Source organism: Citrobacter sp. Cb023, from assembly GCF_030336805.1.
Classification (GTDB): Bacteria; Pseudomonadota; Gammaproteobacteria; order Enterobacterales; family Enterobacteriaceae; genus Citrobacter; species Citrobacter braakii.
Map to the genome: position 1 here is coordinate 151079 of NZ_JAOWCV010000029.1, position 18315 is coordinate 169393.

Sequence of the window (18315 nt, forward strand, 5' to 3'; positions counted from 1 at the left end):
GCAGGGGTATTTTTTATAAGATGTATTTGACATACATCATTAAAATTTCAGATAAAGGAAGACCGTATGCTTGACGCACAAACCATCGCTACAGTGAAAGCCACCATTCCCCTGCTGGTTGAAACAGGCCCGAAGCTGACCGCCCATTTCTACGATCGCATGTTTACGCATAACCCAGAGCTGAAAGAAATCTTCAACATGAGTAACCAGCGTAATGGCGATCAGCGGGAAGCGCTGTTTAACGCTATTGCCGCGTATGCCAGCAATATCGAGAACCTGGCGGCGCTGTTGCCTGCCGTTGAGAAAATCGCGCAGAAGCATACCAGCTTCCAGATTAAACCGGAGCAGTACAACATCGTAGGTGGCCATTTGCTGGCAACGCTGGACGAAATGTTCAGCCCGGGCCAGGAAGTTCTGGATGCATGGGGCAAAGCATACGGCGTGCTGGCGAACGTTTTCATCAACCGTGAAGCGCAGATCTACAGCGAAAATGCCAATAAAAATGGCGGCTGGGAAGGTACCCGTCCTTTCCGCATCGTGGCAAAAACCCCACGCAGTGCGCTTATCACCAGCTTTGAATTTGAACCTGTCGACGGTGGCGCAGTGGCTGAATATCATCCGGGGCAATACCTGGGCGTCTGGCTGAAGCCGGAAGGTTTCCCGCATCAGGAAATTCGTCAGTACTCACTGACCCGTAAACCCGATGGCAAAGGCTACCGTATTGCTGTGAAGCGTGAAGACGGTGGTCAGGTTTCCACCTGGCTGCACACCCATGCGAATGTGGGCGACGTCGTTCACTTAGCCGCACCTGCGGGCGATTTCTTTATGGACGTCGCAACCGATACCCCAGTCTCTCTGATTTCAGCAGGCGTGGGTCAAACCCCGATGCTGGCGATGCTGGATACGCTGGCAAAAGCGAATCATACGGCGCAGGTTAACTGGTTCCACGCGGCAGAAAATGGCGATGTACATGCCTTTGCCGATGAAGTGAATGAACTGGGCAAAACGCTGCCACGCTTTAGCGCACACACCTGGTATCGTGAGCCAACCGAAGCCGATCGCGCGAAAGGTGCGTTTGATAGCGTTGGTCTGATGGATTTGAACAAACTGGAAGGCGCAATCAGCGATCCGGCGATGCAGTTTTATCTGTGCGGTCCGGTTGGCTTTATGCAGTTTGCCGCGAAGCAGCTGATCGGCCTGGGCGTGAAAAACGAGAACATTCATTACGAATGCTTCGGCCCGCATAAAGTCTTGTAATTACTCATGCCTGATGGCGCTGCGCTTATCAGGCCTACGGGATATTGTAGGCCTGATAAGGTGTTTACACCGCCATCCGGCAAGCACGGCGCGGCTTAGATTGCCGCGTCGTCTTCTTCACCGGTGCGAATACGAATCACGCGTGCCACGTCGAAGACAAAAATCTTACCGTCACCGATTTTACCGGTCTGGGCAGTACGAATAATGGTGTCGACGCAGGTATCGACGATGTCGTCGGTGACCACAATTTCAATTTTTACCTTCGGCAGAAAATCCACCATATATTCCGCACCACGGTACAGCTCAGTATGGCCTTTCTGACGGCCAAACCCTTTCACTTCTGTTACAGTCATACCGGTAATGCCGACTTCAGCCAGCGCTTCGCGGACGTCGTCCAGCTTGAAGGGTTTAATAATCGCATCAATCTTTTTCATGCTATTCCTTGAAAAGGTCGCCTGTCTTTTGATCGAATAAAACTAACATAATCCGCAGATTTATTCTTTGAAATCGTTTGCATCCAGCTCATGGCGAGAGAGCAACTTGTAGAACTCGGTGCGGTTGCGCCCCGCCATTCGCGCCGCGTGGGTCACATTGCCCTTGGTGATTTGCAACAGCTTACGCAGGTAGTTGAGTTCAAACTGGTTACGCGCTTCAACAAAGGTCGGCAGCGCGGTGTTCTCCCCTTCCAGCGCCTGCTCCACCAGCGCGTCGCTGATCACCGGCGAAGAGGTCAACGCCACGCACTGCTCAATCACGTTAACCAACTGACGCACGTTACCAGGCCAACTGGCGGTCATTAGTCGTTTCATGGCATCGGTAGAAAAGGCGCGCACGAACGGTTTGTGTCGTTCAGCAGACTGGCGCAGCAGATGGTTTGCCAGCAGCGGAATATCTTCCGTACGCTCGGCCAGCGCTGGGATCTTCAGGCTCACCACGTTGAGGCGATAGTACAAATCTTCGCGAAATTCCCCCCGAGCCATCGCTTTGGGTAAATCACGGTGGGTCGCGGAAACGATCCGCACATCAATATCGATATCGCGGTTACTGCCCAGCGGCCTGACTTTTCGCTCCTGCAATACACGTAGCAATTTAACCTGCAACGGCGCGGGCATATCGCCAATCTCATCGAGAAACAGCGTCCCGCCTTCCGCGGCCTGAAACAGCCCTTCACGATTGCTCACCGCGCCGGTAAAGGCGCCGCGCGCATGACCAAACAGTTCAGACTCCAGAAGTTGTTCCGGCAATGCGCCGCAGTTAATGGCAATAAAGGGCTTGTGGCTGCGCGAGCTGGCGTTATGAATGGCCTGGGCAAAAACTTCTTTCCCGGTTCCGCTTTGGCCGTTGATCAATACGCTTACGTCCGATTGCGCCACCATGCGCGCCTGTTCCAGCAGGCGCAGCATCAGTGGGCTGCGGGTGACGATGGACTCACGCCAGCTGTCATCAGCGGCAGGCGCAGACTGTTCCAACGCCCCGTCGATCGCATGGTATAACGCGTCTTTATCGACCGGCTTAGTGAGAAAGCTGAACACCCCTTGCTGGGTCGCCGCAACGGCGTCGGGGATGGAACCGTGAGCGGTGAGGATAATAACCGGCATTCCCGGCTGCACTTTCTGGATTTCAGTAAACAGCTGCATGCCGTCCATTTCATCCATGCGCAGATCGCTAATAACCAGATCCACTTTTTCACGGTTCAGCACTCGTAGCCCTTCCTGTCCGCTTTCTGCGGTTACGACGCTGTAGCCTTCGCTGGTCAGGCGCATTCCAAGTAATTTCAACAGGCCGGGATCGTCATCCACCAGCAGCAGATGCGCGGGCTTACGGCTTATCATGGCGTGACCTCATCGGCAGACGGCGCTGCAACTTCCTCGTTATCAGGTGGGGTGAGTTTATCGTTCCCGTGCGGCGCATCAGGGTTGTAACTACCGGCAGGTTTGCGCGTGGAAAGCTGGCGTTCAATATCGGTTAGATTCTCCAGCTTGCGGGTCGTGAGATCGAGCTGAGACTGCAAATGTTGTTGCTGCTGACGTAACGTATCAAGATCGCTGTCTGACGCCTGCTGAAGCTTGCTGTAGCGCATACGCTCTTCGGCCAGTTGCAACTGCAACGTCTGACTACTGCGCCAGACCTGATACAGCGGGCGTACCTGTGGCGGAATTTGCGGGCTTAATGCGTCGAGGCGCGTAACCGTCTCCCGCCTTTCAGGCGGCGTAATGTTGGCGTTATCAAGCAGGATCCCGCGCCTGAAAGCCCCCTGCCAGGTATCAGGCATCATCGTGCTGGCTTCACTACGCGCCTGTACCGGCATCAGACGATTGGCGCAATCCATCGCCCGCAGCCAGTACAGCGGATTGGTCTCTGTGGGCTGACCAGACAGCGACCAGATATCGCTACAGTCGGTTGCAAGGTAGTCCGCCAGTTGATGAGGCGGAATTTTCTCCTGCGAGGGGTCGCCGATAATATGATTCACCGCGTTCGGGACGCAGCCTACCAGCGCCAGACACGGCAGGCTTGCGAGGATGACGCGACGGAAAAAATGTCGTTTAAGCATTCGGACAACAACGTATGGCATACTCACCAGACTTAGGTTTATTTTAGTGATTTTTCGCTGCAGATAGCGGCAGTTCTATGCGAAAACAAACGTTTTGCGCATGCTCATCAACCAGATACAGTTTGCCCCGCATACGGCGGATGCAATCTCTGGCAATGCTCAGCCCCAACCCGCTTCCTTTTACCGCCCCTTTTCGCTGATGGCTACCCTGGAAAAAAGGCTCGAAGATCATGGTCTGTTCTGCTTCTGGAATCGGTGTGCCGGTATTCATTACATCAATGTATACCATTGAGCCATGCAAACTGCTGCGGATCCAAATGTTACCGGATTCAGCGCCATAGTGCACCGCATTGGAATAAAGATTGTCCAGCACGCTCATCAATAGCATCGGTTCTGCCAGGCAGGCGTTCACCGCAAGCGCAACATCAGTATGTATCATTTTGGCGCGAGCGGGCAGGCTATGTGCAGAAACAACGCTTTCCACCAGCGGCGCGATTTCCACACGTTCAAGCTCAACCTCGTCATCCGCCAGCTTGCGGTTGTAATCGAGCAGTTGCTCAATCAGTTTTTGCAGGTTGCGGCTACTGTCATCGAGAATTCCGACCACCTCTTTTTGCTCTGGCGTTAACGGCCCAACGACCTGATCGGCTAACAGCTCGGTACCTTCGCGCATACTCGCCAGAGGCGTTTTCAGCTCATGGGAGAGGTGGCGTAAAAACTGATGTCGTTGTGACTCCAGCCAGGAAAGACGTTCGCTCAGCCAGATAATGCGCTGGCCCACGGACCGCAGCTCCCGGGGTCCCGTAAATAATACGCTATCGCCCAGCGAGCGCCCTTCCCCCAGACGATTGATCATTTTTTCTATGCCCTTCACCGGACCGATTATCATGCGGGTAAACAGCAACACCATCGCCAGGCTGACAAGAAACAGCACCAGCGCCTGCCAGCCAAAGAACTGCCCACGTTCGGCTATTTCCTGCTGTAGCTGCTGCCCACGAGAAAAGACGACCGTGCGCGTCGCTTGTACCATTTCAGTATTGGCACTGGCGAAAGCGTCCAGCCGCGCCGCCGCCACGCTATCAGGACCACTGTTGGTGCACTGTAACTGCGCGAGATCGTTGAGGTCCTGACGCAGTGCCTGATAAAGCTTGGTATCCGGCAACACGCCCGCATGCGCATCCAACATGTCGCTGTAGCGTTTACGTTGGCTCTGGTAAACCTTAGCCAGCGTTGGGTCATCAAGCACACAGTATTGCCGGTAGCTACGCTCCATCTCCAGCGCGGCATTGGTCATCGCTTCACTGCGTCTGGCGTCAATCAGCGTGGTTTGGTTCGTCAGCGCCGCCTGCGCGCTCAGGGCATTCAGACTTTGCCACGCCTGCCAGGCCAAAACTAACAACGGCAGCAGGATAAGCAAAAATGCCAACGTAACCAATTGACGTAAAGATCGGGGGAAAACAGACCAGCGCTTCAAGGCGTTACTCTCAATGGACAGGAATAGGTTGATGCTAACTGAGGGGAACGTCAGATACAACAAAGCCGGGATTAACCCGGCTTTGTTGTGGAATAAGGCGGTGCCTAACTCGACGTTTCGCCCGAAGGTTGATATGAGCGATGCTAATATCAGATGTTGGACGGCAGGCACCTTGTTGTGCGTCATTCGAAGTTTATGTAGCACGTCCCGAAGGGGCTGACATAAGAAGGTGAATGAGCCACTGGGTTATATTATGCAGCATCTGTGCCAATATTCAAAACACTTTATTAACACAATGATAAATATAGAAAATGTTCTTATTCATATGAAAAATGATTTTGGCTATTTTTCACCCTTACCGTCTCCAATCAGCAACACTTGCAGCACTTAAAAATAAAGTCATTGCAAATCATATAATTAAGTGTCTCTTTTTGACGACAACGTAACCCCACCTATGTCGGGATTTCCCGACACTTAAACGCATTGTCGGATAGCGGCATACATGCGTTATCTGGCATACAAAATGACAGACAAAAAAAAGCCCCTCACGCAGAGGGGCTTAAAGGTTATCGAGCTGATTACCCGAGCTGTTTACGCGCGTTGCGGAAGATACGCATCCACGGGCTGTCCTCGCCCCAGTTTTCCGGGTGCCAGGAGTTGCTCACGGTACGGAATACACGTTCCGGGTGCGGCATCATAATGGTGACGCGACCATTTTCAGTAGTAACGGCAGTAATTCCGTTCGGCGAACCGTTCGGGTTAGCCGGGTAGGTCTCGGTCACCTTACCGAAGTTATCAACGTAGCGCAGCGCCACCAGCCCCTTACTCTCCAGCGCGGCCAGATGCGCGCCGTCACGCACTTCCACACGGCCTTCACCGTGAGAAACGGCAATCGGCATCATCGAACCAACCATATCAGCAAGCAGTAAAGACGGGCTTTGCGTCACTTCGACCAGGCTGAAGCGGGCTTCAAAACGATCGGAGTGGTTACGCACAAAGCGTGGCCACAGCTCGCTTCCCGGGATCAGTTCACGCAGGTTAGACATCATCTGGCAACCGTTACACACCCCGAGCGCCAGCGTTTGCGGGCGATGGAAGAAGGTTTCGAACTCATCACGGACGCGGTTGTTGAACAGAATCGACTTCGCCCAGCCTTCCCCTGCGCCGAGCACATCGCCATAAGAGAAACCGCCACAAGCGACCAGCGCCTGGAAGTTACCCAGACCGATGCGTCCGCCCAGCAGGTCGCTCATATGCACATCGATGGCGTCAAAGCCCGCACGGTGGAAGGCAGCCGCCATTTCAACGTGGGAGTTCACGCCCTGCTCGCGCAGCACGGCCACTTTTGGACGCGCACCGGTAGCGATGTACGGGGCGGCAACATCTTCGTTGATATCAAACGACAGTTTAACGTTGAGGCCAGGATCGGCATCGTTGGTTTTCGCGTCGTGTTCCTGATCGGCACACTCCGGGTTGTCGCGCAGACGCTGCATCTGCCAGGTGGTTTCCGCCCACCACATGCGCAGCGTGGTGCGGCTTTCGCTGAACACCGGCTGACCGTTGGCGCTCAGGGTGAAACGGTCACCCGTTACCGCCTGGCCAAGATAGTGCACGCAATCTGCCAGGCCATGTTGTGCCAGCAACACCTCAACCGCTGCACGGTCAGCAGCGCGAACCTGGATCACTGCGCCCAGCTCTTCATTAAACAGCGCCGCCAGACGATCGTCACCCAGAGAGTGGATATCAGCGTCAATACCGCAGTGACCGGTGAAGGCCATTTCCGCCAGCGTAACCAGCAGTCCGCCGTCGGAACGGTCATGGTAGGCCAGCAGCTTACGCTGCGCGACCAGCGCCTGAATGGCGTCGTAGAAGCCTTTCAGTTGCTCAACGTTACGCACGTCGGCAGGCTTGTCGCCCAGTTGACGATAAACCTGTGCCAGCGCCGTCGCGCCCAGCGCGTTGTGACCAAGACCGAGGTCAATCAGCAGCAGGGCGTTGTCTTCAGTAGAGAGCTGCGGGGTTATCGTGTGGCGCACGTCTTCCACGCGGGCAAAGGCGGTGATCACCAGCGACAGCGGCGAAGTCATTTCACGCTGCTCATTACCTTCCTGCCAGCGGGTTTTCATCGACATAGAGTCTTTGCCCACCGGAATAGTCAGGCCAAGCGCCGGACATAATTCTTCCCCAACGGCTTTTACCGCTTCGTACAGCCCGGCATCTTCACCGGGGTGACCCGCAGCCGCCATCCAGTTAGCCGACAGTTTAATGCGTTTGATATCGCCAATCTGCGTTGCCGCAATGTTAGTCAGCGCTTCACCTACCGCCAGACGCGCAGAGGCCGAGAAATCCAGTAGCGCAACGGGCGCACGCTCACCGATAGACATCGCTTCACCGTAGTAGCTATCCAGGCTTGCGGTGGTGACCGCGCAGTTGGCTACCGGGATCTGCCACGGACCAACCATCTGGTCACGCGCCACCATGCCGGTAACGGTACGGTCGCCGATCGTCACGAGGAACGTTTTCTCAGCGACAGTCGGCAGATGCAGCACGCGGTTAACCGCATCTGCAATCGAGATTTCGCCACGATTCAGGGCGTCGCCTTTGGCTTTCAGCGTCTGCACATCGCGGGTCATTTTCGGGGTTTTACCCAGCAGCACATCCAGCGGCATGTCGATCGGCTGGTTATCGAAGTGGCTGTCGCTCAGTGTGAGATGCTGTTCTTCGGTGGCCTCACCGATCACCGCATACGGCGCGCGCTCGCGCTTACACAGTTCGTCAAACAGCGGTAGCTGGTCAGCGGCAACCGCCAGCACATAGCGCTCCTGGGATTCGTTACACCAGATTTCCAGCGGGCTCATACCCGGCTCGTCGCTAAGAATATCGCGCAGCTGGAACTTACCGCCGCGACCGCCATCGCTTACCAACTCCGGCATGGCGTTAGACAGACCGCCTGCGCCAACGTCATGGATAAACAGGATCGGGTTGGCATCGCCCATCTGCCAGCAGCGGTCGATAACTTCCTGGCAACGACGTTCCATTTCCGGGTTGTCGCGCTGTACCGAAGCGAAATCAAGATCGGCATCAGACTGGCCGGAAGCCATAGAGGAGGCCGCCCCGCCGCCAAGCCCGATGTTCATCGCCGGGCCGCCGAGGACGATCAGCTTGGCGCCAACGACGATCTCACCTTTTTGCACGTGATCGGCACGGATGTTACCGATCCCGCCCGCCAGCATGATCGGTTTATGGTAACCGCGTAGCTCTTCGCCGTTGTGGCTGTTGACCTTTTCTTCGTAGGTTCGGAAGTAGCCGGTCAGCGCCGGACGACCGAATTCGTTGTTAAACGCCGCGCCGCCCAACGGACCTTCGGTCATGATATCGAGCGCAGTAACAATACGGTCCGGCTTACCAAAGTCTTCTTCCCACGGCTGTTCAAAGCCAGGAATACGCAGGTTGGAAACGGAGAAGCCCACCAGCCCGGCTTTCGGTTTTGCACCGCGACCGGTTGCACCCTCGTCGCGAATTTCGCCGCCGGAGCCGGTAGCCGCGCCCGGCCACGGAGAGATAGCCGTCGGGTGGTTGTGGGTTTCAACCTTCATCAGAATGTGGGCTGGCTCCTGATGGAAATCGTAGCGGCCGGTTTTGTGGTCGGCAAAGTAGCGGCCCACTTCAGAACCTTCCATGACCGCGGCGTTGTCTTTATAGGCAGACAGCACGTGGTCCGGCGTGGTTTCGAAAGTGTTTTTGATCATCTTGAACAGCGACTTGGGCTGCTGTTTACCGTCGATAACCCAGTCGGCGTTAAAAATTTTGTGGCGGCAGTGCTCGGAGTTAGCCTGCGCAAACATGTACAGTTCAATGTCGTTCGGGTTGCGTCCCAGTTTGGTAAACGCATCCTGCAGATAGTCGATTTCGTCTTCCGCCAGCGCCAGACCGAGACGCAGGTTAGCGTCGATCAGCGCCTGGCGTCCCTCACCCAGCAGATCAACACTGGAGACCGGCGCAGGCTGGTGATGGACAAACAGTTTTTCGGCATCGTTCAGCGCAGAGAAAACCGTTTCCATCATGCGGTCGTGCAGTTCGTCGGCAACCATCTGCCACTGCTCAGCGGTCAGCGTAGAGGCTTCTACATACCAGGCAATGCCACGTTCCAGACGGCTAATCTGTTGCAGGCCACAGTTGTGGGCAATATCAGTCGCTTTAGAAGACCACGGGGAGATGGTGCCAGGGCGAGGCGTAACCAGCAGCAGTTTGCCTTCAGGGGCATGGCTGTGAAGAGCAGGACCATATTTCAGCAGGCGTACAAGCTGGGCGTGCTCATCCTCATTCAACGGTGCATTCAGATCGGCAAAATGGACGTACTCGGCGTAAATATTGTGGACCTGGAGGTTGGCAGCCTGAAAACGTGCCAGCAGTTTGTTAATACGGAATGCAGACAGTGCAGGTGAACCACGCAGAATTTCCATCATAAGTCTCTCGTCTTCTAAGCTTTCGGTGTGCCCAAGTGGGGGAAACGGGCGTCATTATAAAGAATCTACCGCGCCGACGAAACCGTTTGCGTCGAAATAAAATCACGACCGTCTCTTATCATCAAATGCGGTCTGGTTTCTGAATAAGTTGCCAACTGACGCAAGTTTAAGCAAAATGCCGCTCATTAATGACGACTTCACTTCTTAATCATCACCACAGCAGGCAGAGACAACGTACGGTTCAGAGAATTAACTAATTGAAAAAATTAAAGATTAATTATCTGTTCATCGGCATATTAACGCTGTTGTTGGCAGCGGCCCTCTGGCCATCTATTCCCTGGTTCGGTAAAGCCGAAAATCGTATCGCCGCCATTCAGTCGCGGGGAGAACTGCGCGTCAGTACCCTCGACTCGCCGTTAACTTACGCGACCCTCAACGGTAAGAAATTCGGCCTGGATTATGAACTGACTCAGGCGTTCGCCAACTACCTGGGCGTGAAGTTAAAAGTCACCGTGCGCCAGAACATCAGCCAGCTCTTTGACGACCTGGATAACGGCCATGCCGATCTGTTAGCCGCAGGCCTGGTATATAACAGCGAGCGGGTGAAAAATTACCAGCCCGGCCCAACCTACTATTCGGTTTCACAACAGTTGGTGTATCGGGTTGGGCAATACCGCCCGCGCACTCTTGCCACTGTGAACGAAAATCAGCTGACCATCGCCCCGGGACACGTGGTGGTTAACGATCTCCAGTTACTTAAAGAGAATAAATTTCCCGATCTGAGCTGGAAGGTGGATGACAAAAAGGGCACCACTGAACTGCTTGATGATGTTATCGCCGGGAAGCTGGATTACACCATTGCCGATTCCGTCGCCATCAGCTTATACCAACGCGTACATCCTGAACTGGCCGTAGCGCTGGACGTATCTGACGAACAGCCGGTGACCTGGTTTAGTCGCCTGGACGATGACAACACGCTGTCTGCCGCCCTGTTGGATTTTTTTAACACCATGAATGAAGACGGCTCTCTGGCGCGACTAGAAGAAAAGTATCTCGGACATGGCGATGATTTTGACTATGTTGATACCCGCACCTTTTTACGCGCCGTAGACAGCGTATTGCCGGACCTTAAGCCGCTGTTTGAGAAATATGCTCAGGAGATAGACTGGCGACTGCTCGCCGCAATCTCTTATCAGGAGTCACACTGGGACGCGCAGGCCACTTCCCCGACCGGCGTACGCGGGTTGATGATGCTGACCAAAAATACCGCTCAAAGTCTCGGACTGACCGACCGTACCGATGCCGAACAAAGCATCAGCGGCGGCGCACGGTATTTGCAGGATATGATGAGTAAAGTGCCCGATACCGTCCCCGAAGGGGAACGCATCTGGTTTGCGCTCGCAGCCTACAACATGGGTTATGCGCACATGCTGGATGCACGGGCGCTGACAGTGAAAACCAAAGGCAATCCGAACAGTTGGTCCGACGTAAAACAGCGTCTGCCACTGCTCAGCCAAAAGCCGTATTACAACAAGCTGACCTATGGTTATGCGCGAGGCCACGAAGCCTACGCTTATGTAGAAAATATCCGTAAGTACCAAATTAGCCTGGTGGGGTATCTGCAGGAGAAAGAAAAACGGGCGCTTGAAACGCAGCAACTGGCGCAGGATTACCCGGCGGTGACGCCGGCAGAGCTAATAGGTAAAGATGAATTGCCGCTTTCGGCGTTTCTGTCTCAGACGTCGTCAAATTACCTGTCGCACTCCCCTTCCCTGCTGTTTTCACCGCAGAAAAAAGAGGGCAAGTAGCCTCGGAAGCCTGATAAGCGCAGCGTCATCAGGCAATCAGACCGGCATTTACAAATTGGCGTTTTTTTTCAGCGCTTTGATTTCCTGACGACGCATGCGAAAGAAATCACTGAGCAACGTGGCGCATTCATCCCGTAGCACCCCTTCGGTCACCTCCACCCGATGATTCATTCCAGGGTGATGCAGTACATCCATTAATGACCCGGCTGCCCCCGTTTTCGCATCGCGCGCGCCAAAAACGACATGGCCGATACGGCTGTGCACCATCGCGCCTGCGCACATCACACACGGCTCCAGAGTGACATACAGCGTGGTATCCAACAGACGATAGTTTTGCAGCACCAGGCCGCCCTGACGCAGCGCCATAATTTCAGCGTGGGCAGTCGGATCATGGTGACCAATCGGACGGTTCCAGCCTTCGCCAATCACGCGGTTGTTATGTACCAATACCGCGCCCACCGGGACTTCACGCTCATCCCAGGCGCGCTTAGCCAGCGTTAAAGCATGACGCATCCAGTATTCGTGGCTAAATTCAACTTCAGACAAAGGGGGTAACTCCAGTAATCAAAGCGGGCGCATTATACACAGACGCTATCGTTTACTCTATTCGAGTTGTTGCAGCTCTCCGCGCGGCGTGACGCGCCAGCGATGCTGGCAAAAAGAGAGCAGAGGATTGTCCTGATTACTGTCGCTGTAGCCACTGTAAAGCTGAAGCGGCGCACCAATGTGGCGTTCCAGTTGCGTCACTTTCTCATGGCCCAGACAGCGCAAAGGCAGCACCCACCCGCCGAATCCCCGCGCCATTTTACTGGCGATCAGATTGACACGCGGTAGCCACGGCGTGTCGAAGTACACCTGCTCGACCAGCGACTGCGGGGAGCCAGTAATAAGCCAGATTTCGGCGTCAGAGCTTAACAGGTAGGTTGTCAGCCGCTGCTGCACGAGCGGAAAGGCCGTCACGTTACTGCGAAACCAGCGCACAAAGTCAGCCTGATGCCCTTTCAGGCGCGCCTCGCTACGACCAAAAGTACATCCCCATAACAGCAGGCTCATTGGCCAGCGGGCGGCGCGCCCTTGTATCAGCAGCGCCAGCGCAATCACCGGTAGCAGAGGCAGCACAAGCAACGCGTTCAGCGGCTGGCGACGCAGCAGATAACGTATAAAGCTACCGAACATATCCTGCTGGTGTAACGTGCCATCCAAATCAAAAAAAACAACGCGGCGCTGGTGATTGGTCAAACCTTATTCCTCTGGATCGTTGAACCCCAATAGCCAGGTAAACAGGAACCCGGCGATAACTGCTACCAGATAGCCTAACAGATAGAACATCACTTTTCCGGCAACAATCGTCAGTGCCAGCGGCAAACCGGAGATGCCAAAGGTGATAACCGTCGCCACCTTCCAGTAGCTAATCAGCGCCCCGCCTACCGCTCCGCCAAGGCAGGCACCGATAAACGGTTTACCCAACGGCAGCGTGACGCCAAAAATAAGCGGCTCGCCAATGCCCAGCAGCCCGACCGGCAGCGCTCCTTTGATCACTTTCTTTAGCCGCGCATTGCGGGTTTTCATCAACACCGCTATCGCAGCCCCTACTTGTCCAACGCCTGCCATCGCCAGGATAGGAAAGAGCGCGTTATAACCGTGTGCCTGTACCAGCTCAACGTGGATGGGCACCAACCCTTGATGAAGTCCGGTGAGCACCAATGGCAGGAAAGTTCCCGCTAGTATGGCACCAACCAGGAAACCGCCGCGGTCGATAGCCCAGGATGCGCCGTGAGCGATAGATTCAGAAATCCAGCCTCCAAGCGGTTGTAGCGCCACAATCGCGATGGCCCCGGTAATGATGGTGGTCAGCAGCGGGTTAAGAATAAGCTCCAGCGATTCCGGCAACAGCTCGCGGAATTTGCGCTCGATCCAACACATCAGCGCAACCACCAGCAGCACTGCGATCACCCCGCCGCGCCCCGGCTGCAACGCTTCGCCAAACAGGGTAATCTGCGCCAGCTGCGGACTGGAGAGGATCCCCGCCATCACCCCGCCCATCGCCAGAGAGCCGCCGAAGACTTTGGCGGTATTCACCCCAACCAGAATATTCATGATGGCAAACACGGCGCTGCCAAATATGCCCATCAGCCCCAGCATATTCGGATAATGGGTCGCAAAATCCCCCACGATATCCGGTCGCTTAAGGATGTTTATAATGCCGGTGATCAAACCGGAGGCGATAAACGCAGGAATAAGAGGGATAAAGACGTTCGCCAGCTTGCGCAGCGCATCGCTCATTGGCGCTTTGTACTTCGCTTTGGCCTCTGATTTGGTGCGCTCGATATTATTCACATCTGCACGCTCGCCGCCACCGGCAATCAGGGAGCGCATGGCATCCACCACCTTGGCAGCTTTACCGGGGCCGACGATTATCTGATGCTGCGCGCCCTGCTTCACGTAACCGCTAACACCGGGCAGTTGCCTGAGACGGGGAATATCAATCTGATCGTCATCCTGAACTTCCACCCTGACGCGGGTCATACAGTTTTCCAGGCGCAGAATATTTTGCTCTCCGCCTACGCCCAGCAGAATGTCGCTGGCCAGCACCGCCGTCTTATCCATATACACCTCTTAGTGTTCTAACGCCGCGCGTAAAAAACCCTGGTGAGCGGCAAGCTTTTCGCGGGCGGTAGCGGCATCCAGGCCGGTGAGCGCCATTAAAATCGCTGGCTTAACGTCAAAATCAGTCTGCTTTAACAGCGCTTGCGCCTGTTCACGCGCAATGCCGGTGGCTTCAACCACCATACGGCACGCTCGATCGACCAGTTTGACGTTGGTTGCCTGCATATCCACCATCAGGTTCTGGTACACCTTGCCAAATTTCACCATCGCACCGGTGGAGATCATATTGAGCACCAGTTTTTGCGCGGTGCCGGATTTCAGCCGTGTTGACCCGGTCAACGCCTCCGGTCCCACCACCGGGGAGATCGCAATATCCGCTTCATGCGCGACAGGAGAATCCGGATTGCAGGAAATAGCCGCCGTCGTACAACCCACCGAACGCGCATATTTCAGCCCGCCAATCACATACGGCGTGCGACCTGAAGCCGCCAGACCAACCACCAGATCCTGTGCGGTAAGGTTGAGTGCGCGCAGATCGTCTTCGCCTAACTGCGGGTTATCTTCCGCGCCTTCTACCGCCTTGAGCAGCGCGCCCGGCCCCCCGGCAATCAGCCCAACCACCAGACCATGCGGTACACCGAAGGTCGGTGGGCACTCAGACGCGTCCAGCACTCCAAGACGTCCGCTGGTACCTGCGCCCATGTAAATAATGCGTCCACCGGCTTTTAACGCGTTGGCTGCCGCATCGACCGCACACGCAACTTGAGGCAGAGTTGCTTTTACTGCTTCCGCTACCAGCGTATCCTGTTGATTAAATCGATGAACCAACTCCAACGTTGAGAGCGCATCCAGATCCATGGTCTGTGGATTGCGGGTTTCTGAAACTAATGCACCGAGATTCATTTTTTGTTCCTTAGGAATTTTTAATTCATAATAATCTGTCATAATGGAATATTATATTCATCCAGGCGAGTGAAATTTTGTTTTGCAATCGCCATCACGTTTTCGCCAGGAGACAGCATGAACTGTTTAATTCGCATTCGTCAGCGTTACCCGGACCTCGCGCAAAGCGATAAAAAACTTGCGGATTATCTTCTTGCTCAGCCGGATACCGCGCGTCATCTCAGCTCACAGCAGCTGGCCTGTGAAGCAGGTGTCAGCCAGTCCAGCGTGGTGAAGTTCGCGCAAAAGATGGGCTTTAAAGGGTTTCCGGCGCTGAAACTGGCGATTAGCGAAGCGTTGGCCAGCAATCCCAACCCTCATTCCATTCCGGTGCATAATCAGATTCGCGGTGACGACCCCATGCGTATGGTGGGCGAAAAGCTGATTAAAGAGAACGTGGCGGCGATGCATGCGACGCTGGATGTCAACAGCGAAGAGAAACTGATAGAGAGCGTCACGATGCTGCGTTCAGCCCGGCGCATTATCCTGACCGGGATTGGCGCATCGGGTCTGGTAGCGCAGAATTTTGCCTGGAAACTGCTAAAGATTGGGTTTAACGCGGTGGTTGAACGCGATATGCACGCCCTGCTGGCGGCGGTGCAGGCGCTTTCACCCAACGATCTGCTGCTGGCCATTTCGTATACCGGAGAACGGCGCGAACTCAACCTGGCTGCGGATGAAACGTTGCGCGCCGGAGCCAAAATTCTCGCCATCACCGGATTTACACCTAACGCCCTGCAACAGCGCGCAACTCATTGTCTGTACACGATTGCTGAAGAACAGGCCACGCGCAGCGCAGCGATTTCCTCTACCCATGCGCAAATGATGCTCACTGATTTACTGTTTATGGCGCTGGTGCAGCAAGATCTGGAGCATGCCCCGGAACGCATTCGCCACAGCGAAGCACTGGTAAAAAAACTGGTCTGAGCAAAGAATGCGCGTATAATGCCCGCCCGATTTGTGATGTTTTGAGAGTTTCCTGATGGCCCTGTTAATCACTAAAAAGTGTATCAATTGCGATATGTGCGAGCCCGAGTGCCCGAATGAGGCGATTTCGATGGGTGACAGCATTTACGAGATTAACAGCGACAAGTGTACGGAATGCGTAGGCCATTACGACACACCAACCTGTCAGAAGGTGTGCCCGATCCCCAATACTATTTTGAAAGATCCGGCACATGTCGAAACGGAAGAGCAGCTGTGGGATAAGTTTGTACTGATGCACCACGCCGATAAGCTGTAACGTTGCCTGATGACGCTATGCTTATCAGGCCGACAAAACGTTAGCTCTCGATAATCACCGTGGCGCAGGCGTAGTGACGCTCATCGGCCAGCGTCACATGCATATGTGCGACGCCGAGTTTTTCCGCCAGTTTTAACGCCTCCCCCCATAACCGCAGACGCGGCTTACCGAGTTCGTCGTTAAAGACTTCAAACTGATTAAACGCCAGACCGTTGCGAATACCGGTACCAAAGGCTTTTGCTGCCGCCTCTTTGACCGCAAAACGCTTCGCCAGAAAGCGCACCGGTTGCTGATGCGTCTCCCAGATTGCCCATTCGTTGTCGCTGAGCACGCGTCTTGCCAGACGGTCGCCGGAACGGGAGATCACCGCTTCGATGCGGGCAATCTCCACGATATCCGTACCTAATCCCAGAATCGCCATTAGCCACGCGCTTCCAGCATCAGGCGCTTCATTTCGACTACTGCATCTTTCAGACCACTCATCACCGCGCGGCCGATAATGGCATGGCCAATGTTCAACTCGTGCATTTCCGGGATCCGGGCGATGGCTTTAACGTTATGGTACGTCAGGCCGTGACCCGCATTCACCTTCAGGCCAAGGCTGGCGGCAAAGGTCGCCGCTTTGGCGATACGCGCCAGTTCGCTGGCCTGTTCAGCGTCGGTTTTCGCATCGGCGTAACAGCCGGTGTGAATTTCGATGTACGGCGCGCCGACTTCAGCAGCGGCCTTAATCTGTTCGTCATCAGCATCGATAAACAGCGAAACCAGAATGCCTGCGTCCGCCAGGCGTCTGCAGGCATCGCGCATCTTGTCACGCTGACCCGCGACGTCCAGGCCACCTTCAGTCGTCACTTCCTGACGTTTTTCCGGCACCAGGCAGCAAAAATGCGGCTTAGTCTCAACGGCAATCGCCAGCATCTCTTCGGTTACCGCCATTTCCAGATTCATACGCGTATCCAGCGTCTGGCGCAAAATGCGCACGTCGCGATCGGTAATATGGCGTCGGTCTTCACGCAGGTGCACGGTAATGCCGTCTGCGCCCGCCTGCTCAACGATAAACGCCGCCTGAACCGGGTCAGGGTATGCGGTGCCGCGTGCATTACGTAAAGTGGCAATGTGGTCAATGTTGACGCCTAACAGTAATTCGGCCATGGCAATCCATCCTCGTTAATCATTTTTTGTTTTTACTGCGCGTTTTGGCATAAATTGCCGGAACAGTTCCCGGCTTTTTAACGGCTTACCACCAAGATACGGCTTTAACGCCATGCGGGTAAAGCGTTTCGCGGCGCGAAGCGTATCAGCATCCGGAAATTCCCGCGATTCGAGTGCTTTCAGATGGCGTCCGGTAAAGGTGGCGTTATCAATCACTACGCTTGCGATAAACCCTTTTTCTTCCCGGTAACGATAGGTCATAGTGTCGTCCACCGGCTCGCCACTACCCGCACAGTGGGTAAAATCGACGCCGTACCCCAGATGTCCAAGTAAGGCCAGCTCAAAGCGACGCAGCGCAGGCTCTGGCGAACCCGTCGCGCCAGCCAGCGCCTGAATACAGTTGAGGTAGTCGAAAAAGAGTTCAGAAAAGCGGGTCTCATACTCAAGTACGCGAGAGATAAGCTCGTTGATATACAAGCCGCTGTACAGTGTGATACCGCTAAGGGGGAGAGCCAGAGAAACGGCTTCGGCACTGCGTAAGGTTTTGACCTCACCACGTCCACCAAAGCGAAGCAACAATGGAGTAAAAGGCTGGAGCGCGCCTTTGAGATTAGAACGTTTGGAGCGCGCGCCTTTAGCCACCAGGCGCACACGACCCGATTCTTCCGTGAAGACGTCCAGCACGAGACTGGTTTCGCTCCACGGGCGGCTATGCAGGACAAAAGCGCGTTGCCATCCTTCCATCATACCCGCCGTCTTTCAAGCTGCAGGTGTGTTGGCTGCGCCCACTCACCCCAGTCACTCACTTGAGTAAG

Annotated in this window: 16 protein-coding genes and 1 pseudogene; 5 read left to right on the top strand and 12 right to left on the bottom strand. The window is 54.9% G+C overall.

Translation table 11 applies throughout. The features are described from left to right. Positions 1 to 66: 66 nt before the first annotated feature. Complete coding sequence (gene hmpA / locus OGW44_RS05565) at positions 67 to 1257, top strand: NO-inducible flavohemoprotein (RefSeq protein WP_185654961.1); 1191 nt, start codon at positions 67 to 69, stop codon at positions 1255 to 1257. Between the two features lie 3 nt (positions 1258 to 1260). Next, positions 1261 to 1356: pseudogene (locus OGW44_RS25770) on the top strand (hypothetical protein); the annotation flags it as partial. Here the strand turns inward: OGW44_RS25770 and glnB are convergent. The 5 genes from glnB to purL form a co-directional block, all read right to left on the bottom strand. Continuing rightward, entirely contained in the window at positions 1353 to 1691 is a 339-nt protein-coding gene (gene glnB, locus OGW44_RS05570; RefSeq protein WP_002914032.1) for a nitrogen regulatory protein P-II, read from the bottom strand. The pseudogene OGW44_RS25770 and the gene glnB sit on opposite strands and share 4 nt — an antisense overlap. Positions 1692 to 1751: 60 nt before the next feature. Further along, positions 1752 to 3086 carry a two-component system response regulator GlrR gene (glrR, locus tag OGW44_RS05575; RefSeq protein WP_312025979.1) on the bottom strand — a complete coding sequence of 445 codons (1335 nt, stop codon included), beginning with the start codon at positions 3084 to 3086 and terminating at the stop codon, positions 1752 to 1754. Next, complete coding sequence (gene qseG, locus OGW44_RS05580) at positions 3086 to 3829, bottom strand: two-component system QseEF-associated lipoprotein QseG (RefSeq protein WP_104651145.1); 744 nt, start codon at positions 3827 to 3829, stop codon at positions 3086 to 3088. The genes glrR and qseG overlap by 1 nt, the downstream gene beginning before the upstream one ends. A 22-nt stretch (positions 3830 to 3851) precedes the next feature. After that, positions 3852 to 5282: a two component system sensor histidine kinase QseE/GlrK gene (qseE, locus tag OGW44_RS05585; RefSeq protein WP_049282310.1), complete on the bottom strand. Its 1431-nt coding sequence runs from the start codon at positions 5280 to 5282 to the stop codon at positions 3852 to 3854. 578 nt (positions 5283 to 5860) lie between these two features. Further along, positions 5861 to 9748 (bottom strand): phosphoribosylformylglycinamidine synthase, encoded by a 3888-nt coding sequence (gene purL / locus OGW44_RS05590; RefSeq protein ID WP_181627067.1) that lies wholly within the window; start codon positions 9746 to 9748, stop codon positions 5861 to 5863. Positions 9749 to 10005: 257 nt separating this feature from the next. On the opposite strand from purL, the gene mltF reads away from it, so the two are divergent. Next, complete coding sequence (mltF, locus tag OGW44_RS05595; RefSeq protein WP_016154040.1) at positions 10006 to 11556, top strand: membrane-bound lytic murein transglycosylase MltF; 1551 nt, start codon at positions 10006 to 10008, stop codon at positions 11554 to 11556. 48 nt (positions 11557 to 11604) lie between these two features. Here mltF and tadA read toward each other — a convergent pair whose 3' ends face one another. From tadA to murQ, 4 genes are read right to left on the bottom strand one after another with little or no spacing between them, the layout of a single operon-like run. Then, on the bottom strand, positions 11605 to 12102 hold the full coding sequence (gene tadA, locus OGW44_RS05600; RefSeq protein ID WP_046275235.1) for a tRNA adenosine(34) deaminase TadA: 498 nt from the start codon (positions 12100 to 12102) through the stop codon (positions 11605 to 11607). Between the two features lie 57 nt (positions 12103 to 12159). Continuing rightward, positions 12160 to 12795, bottom strand: coding sequence for a phosphatidylglycerophosphatase C (gene yfhb, locus OGW44_RS05605; RefSeq protein WP_016157167.1), 636 nt, complete (start codon positions 12793 to 12795; stop codon positions 12160 to 12162). 3 nt (positions 12796 to 12798) lie between these two features. After that, entirely contained in the window at positions 12799 to 14163 is a 1365-nt protein-coding gene (locus OGW44_RS05610) for a PTS transporter subunit EIIC (protein WP_016157168.1), read from the bottom strand. A 9-nt stretch (positions 14164 to 14172) separates the two neighbouring features. Further along, on the bottom strand, positions 14173 to 15066 hold the full coding sequence (murQ, locus tag OGW44_RS05615) for an N-acetylmuramic acid 6-phosphate etherase (protein ID WP_019077406.1): 894 nt from the start codon (positions 15064 to 15066) through the stop codon (positions 14173 to 14175). A gap of 117 nt (positions 15067 to 15183) precedes the next feature. Between murQ and OGW44_RS05620 the strand changes: the two genes are divergently transcribed. Further along, positions 15184 to 16032, top strand: coding sequence for a MurR/RpiR family transcriptional regulator (locus OGW44_RS05620; RefSeq protein ID WP_016157170.1), 849 nt, complete (start codon positions 15184 to 15186; stop codon positions 16030 to 16032). 55 nt (positions 16033 to 16087) lie between these two features. Then, entirely contained in the window at positions 16088 to 16348 is a 261-nt protein-coding gene (locus tag OGW44_RS05625; RefSeq protein ID WP_003037590.1) for a YfhL family 4Fe-4S dicluster ferredoxin, read from the top strand. 40 nt (positions 16349 to 16388) lie between these two features. On the opposite strand, the gene acpS is transcribed toward OGW44_RS05625, so the two are convergent. The 3 genes from acpS to recO are packed head-to-tail and all read right to left on the bottom strand — an operon-like array spanning position 16389 to position 18244. Further along, a complete protein-coding gene (acpS, locus tag OGW44_RS05630; RefSeq protein WP_003037588.1) occupies positions 16389 to 16769 on the bottom strand; it encodes a holo-ACP synthase in 381 nt (126 codons plus the stop codon). Further along, the gene (pdxJ, locus tag OGW44_RS05635) at positions 16769 to 17500 is read right to left on the bottom strand and encodes a pyridoxine 5'-phosphate synthase (RefSeq protein ID WP_185654959.1); all 732 of its coding nucleotides are present in this window, start codon (positions 17498 to 17500) and stop codon (positions 16769 to 16771) included. Before pdxJ ends, acpS begins: the two co-directional genes overlap by 1 nt. 15 nt (positions 17501 to 17515) lie before the next feature. Next, positions 17516 to 18244 carry a DNA repair protein RecO gene (gene recO / locus OGW44_RS05640; protein WP_016154047.1) on the bottom strand — a complete coding sequence of 243 codons (729 nt, stop codon included), beginning with the start codon at positions 18242 to 18244 and terminating at the stop codon, positions 17516 to 17518. Positions 18245 to 18315 lie beyond the last annotated feature (71 nt).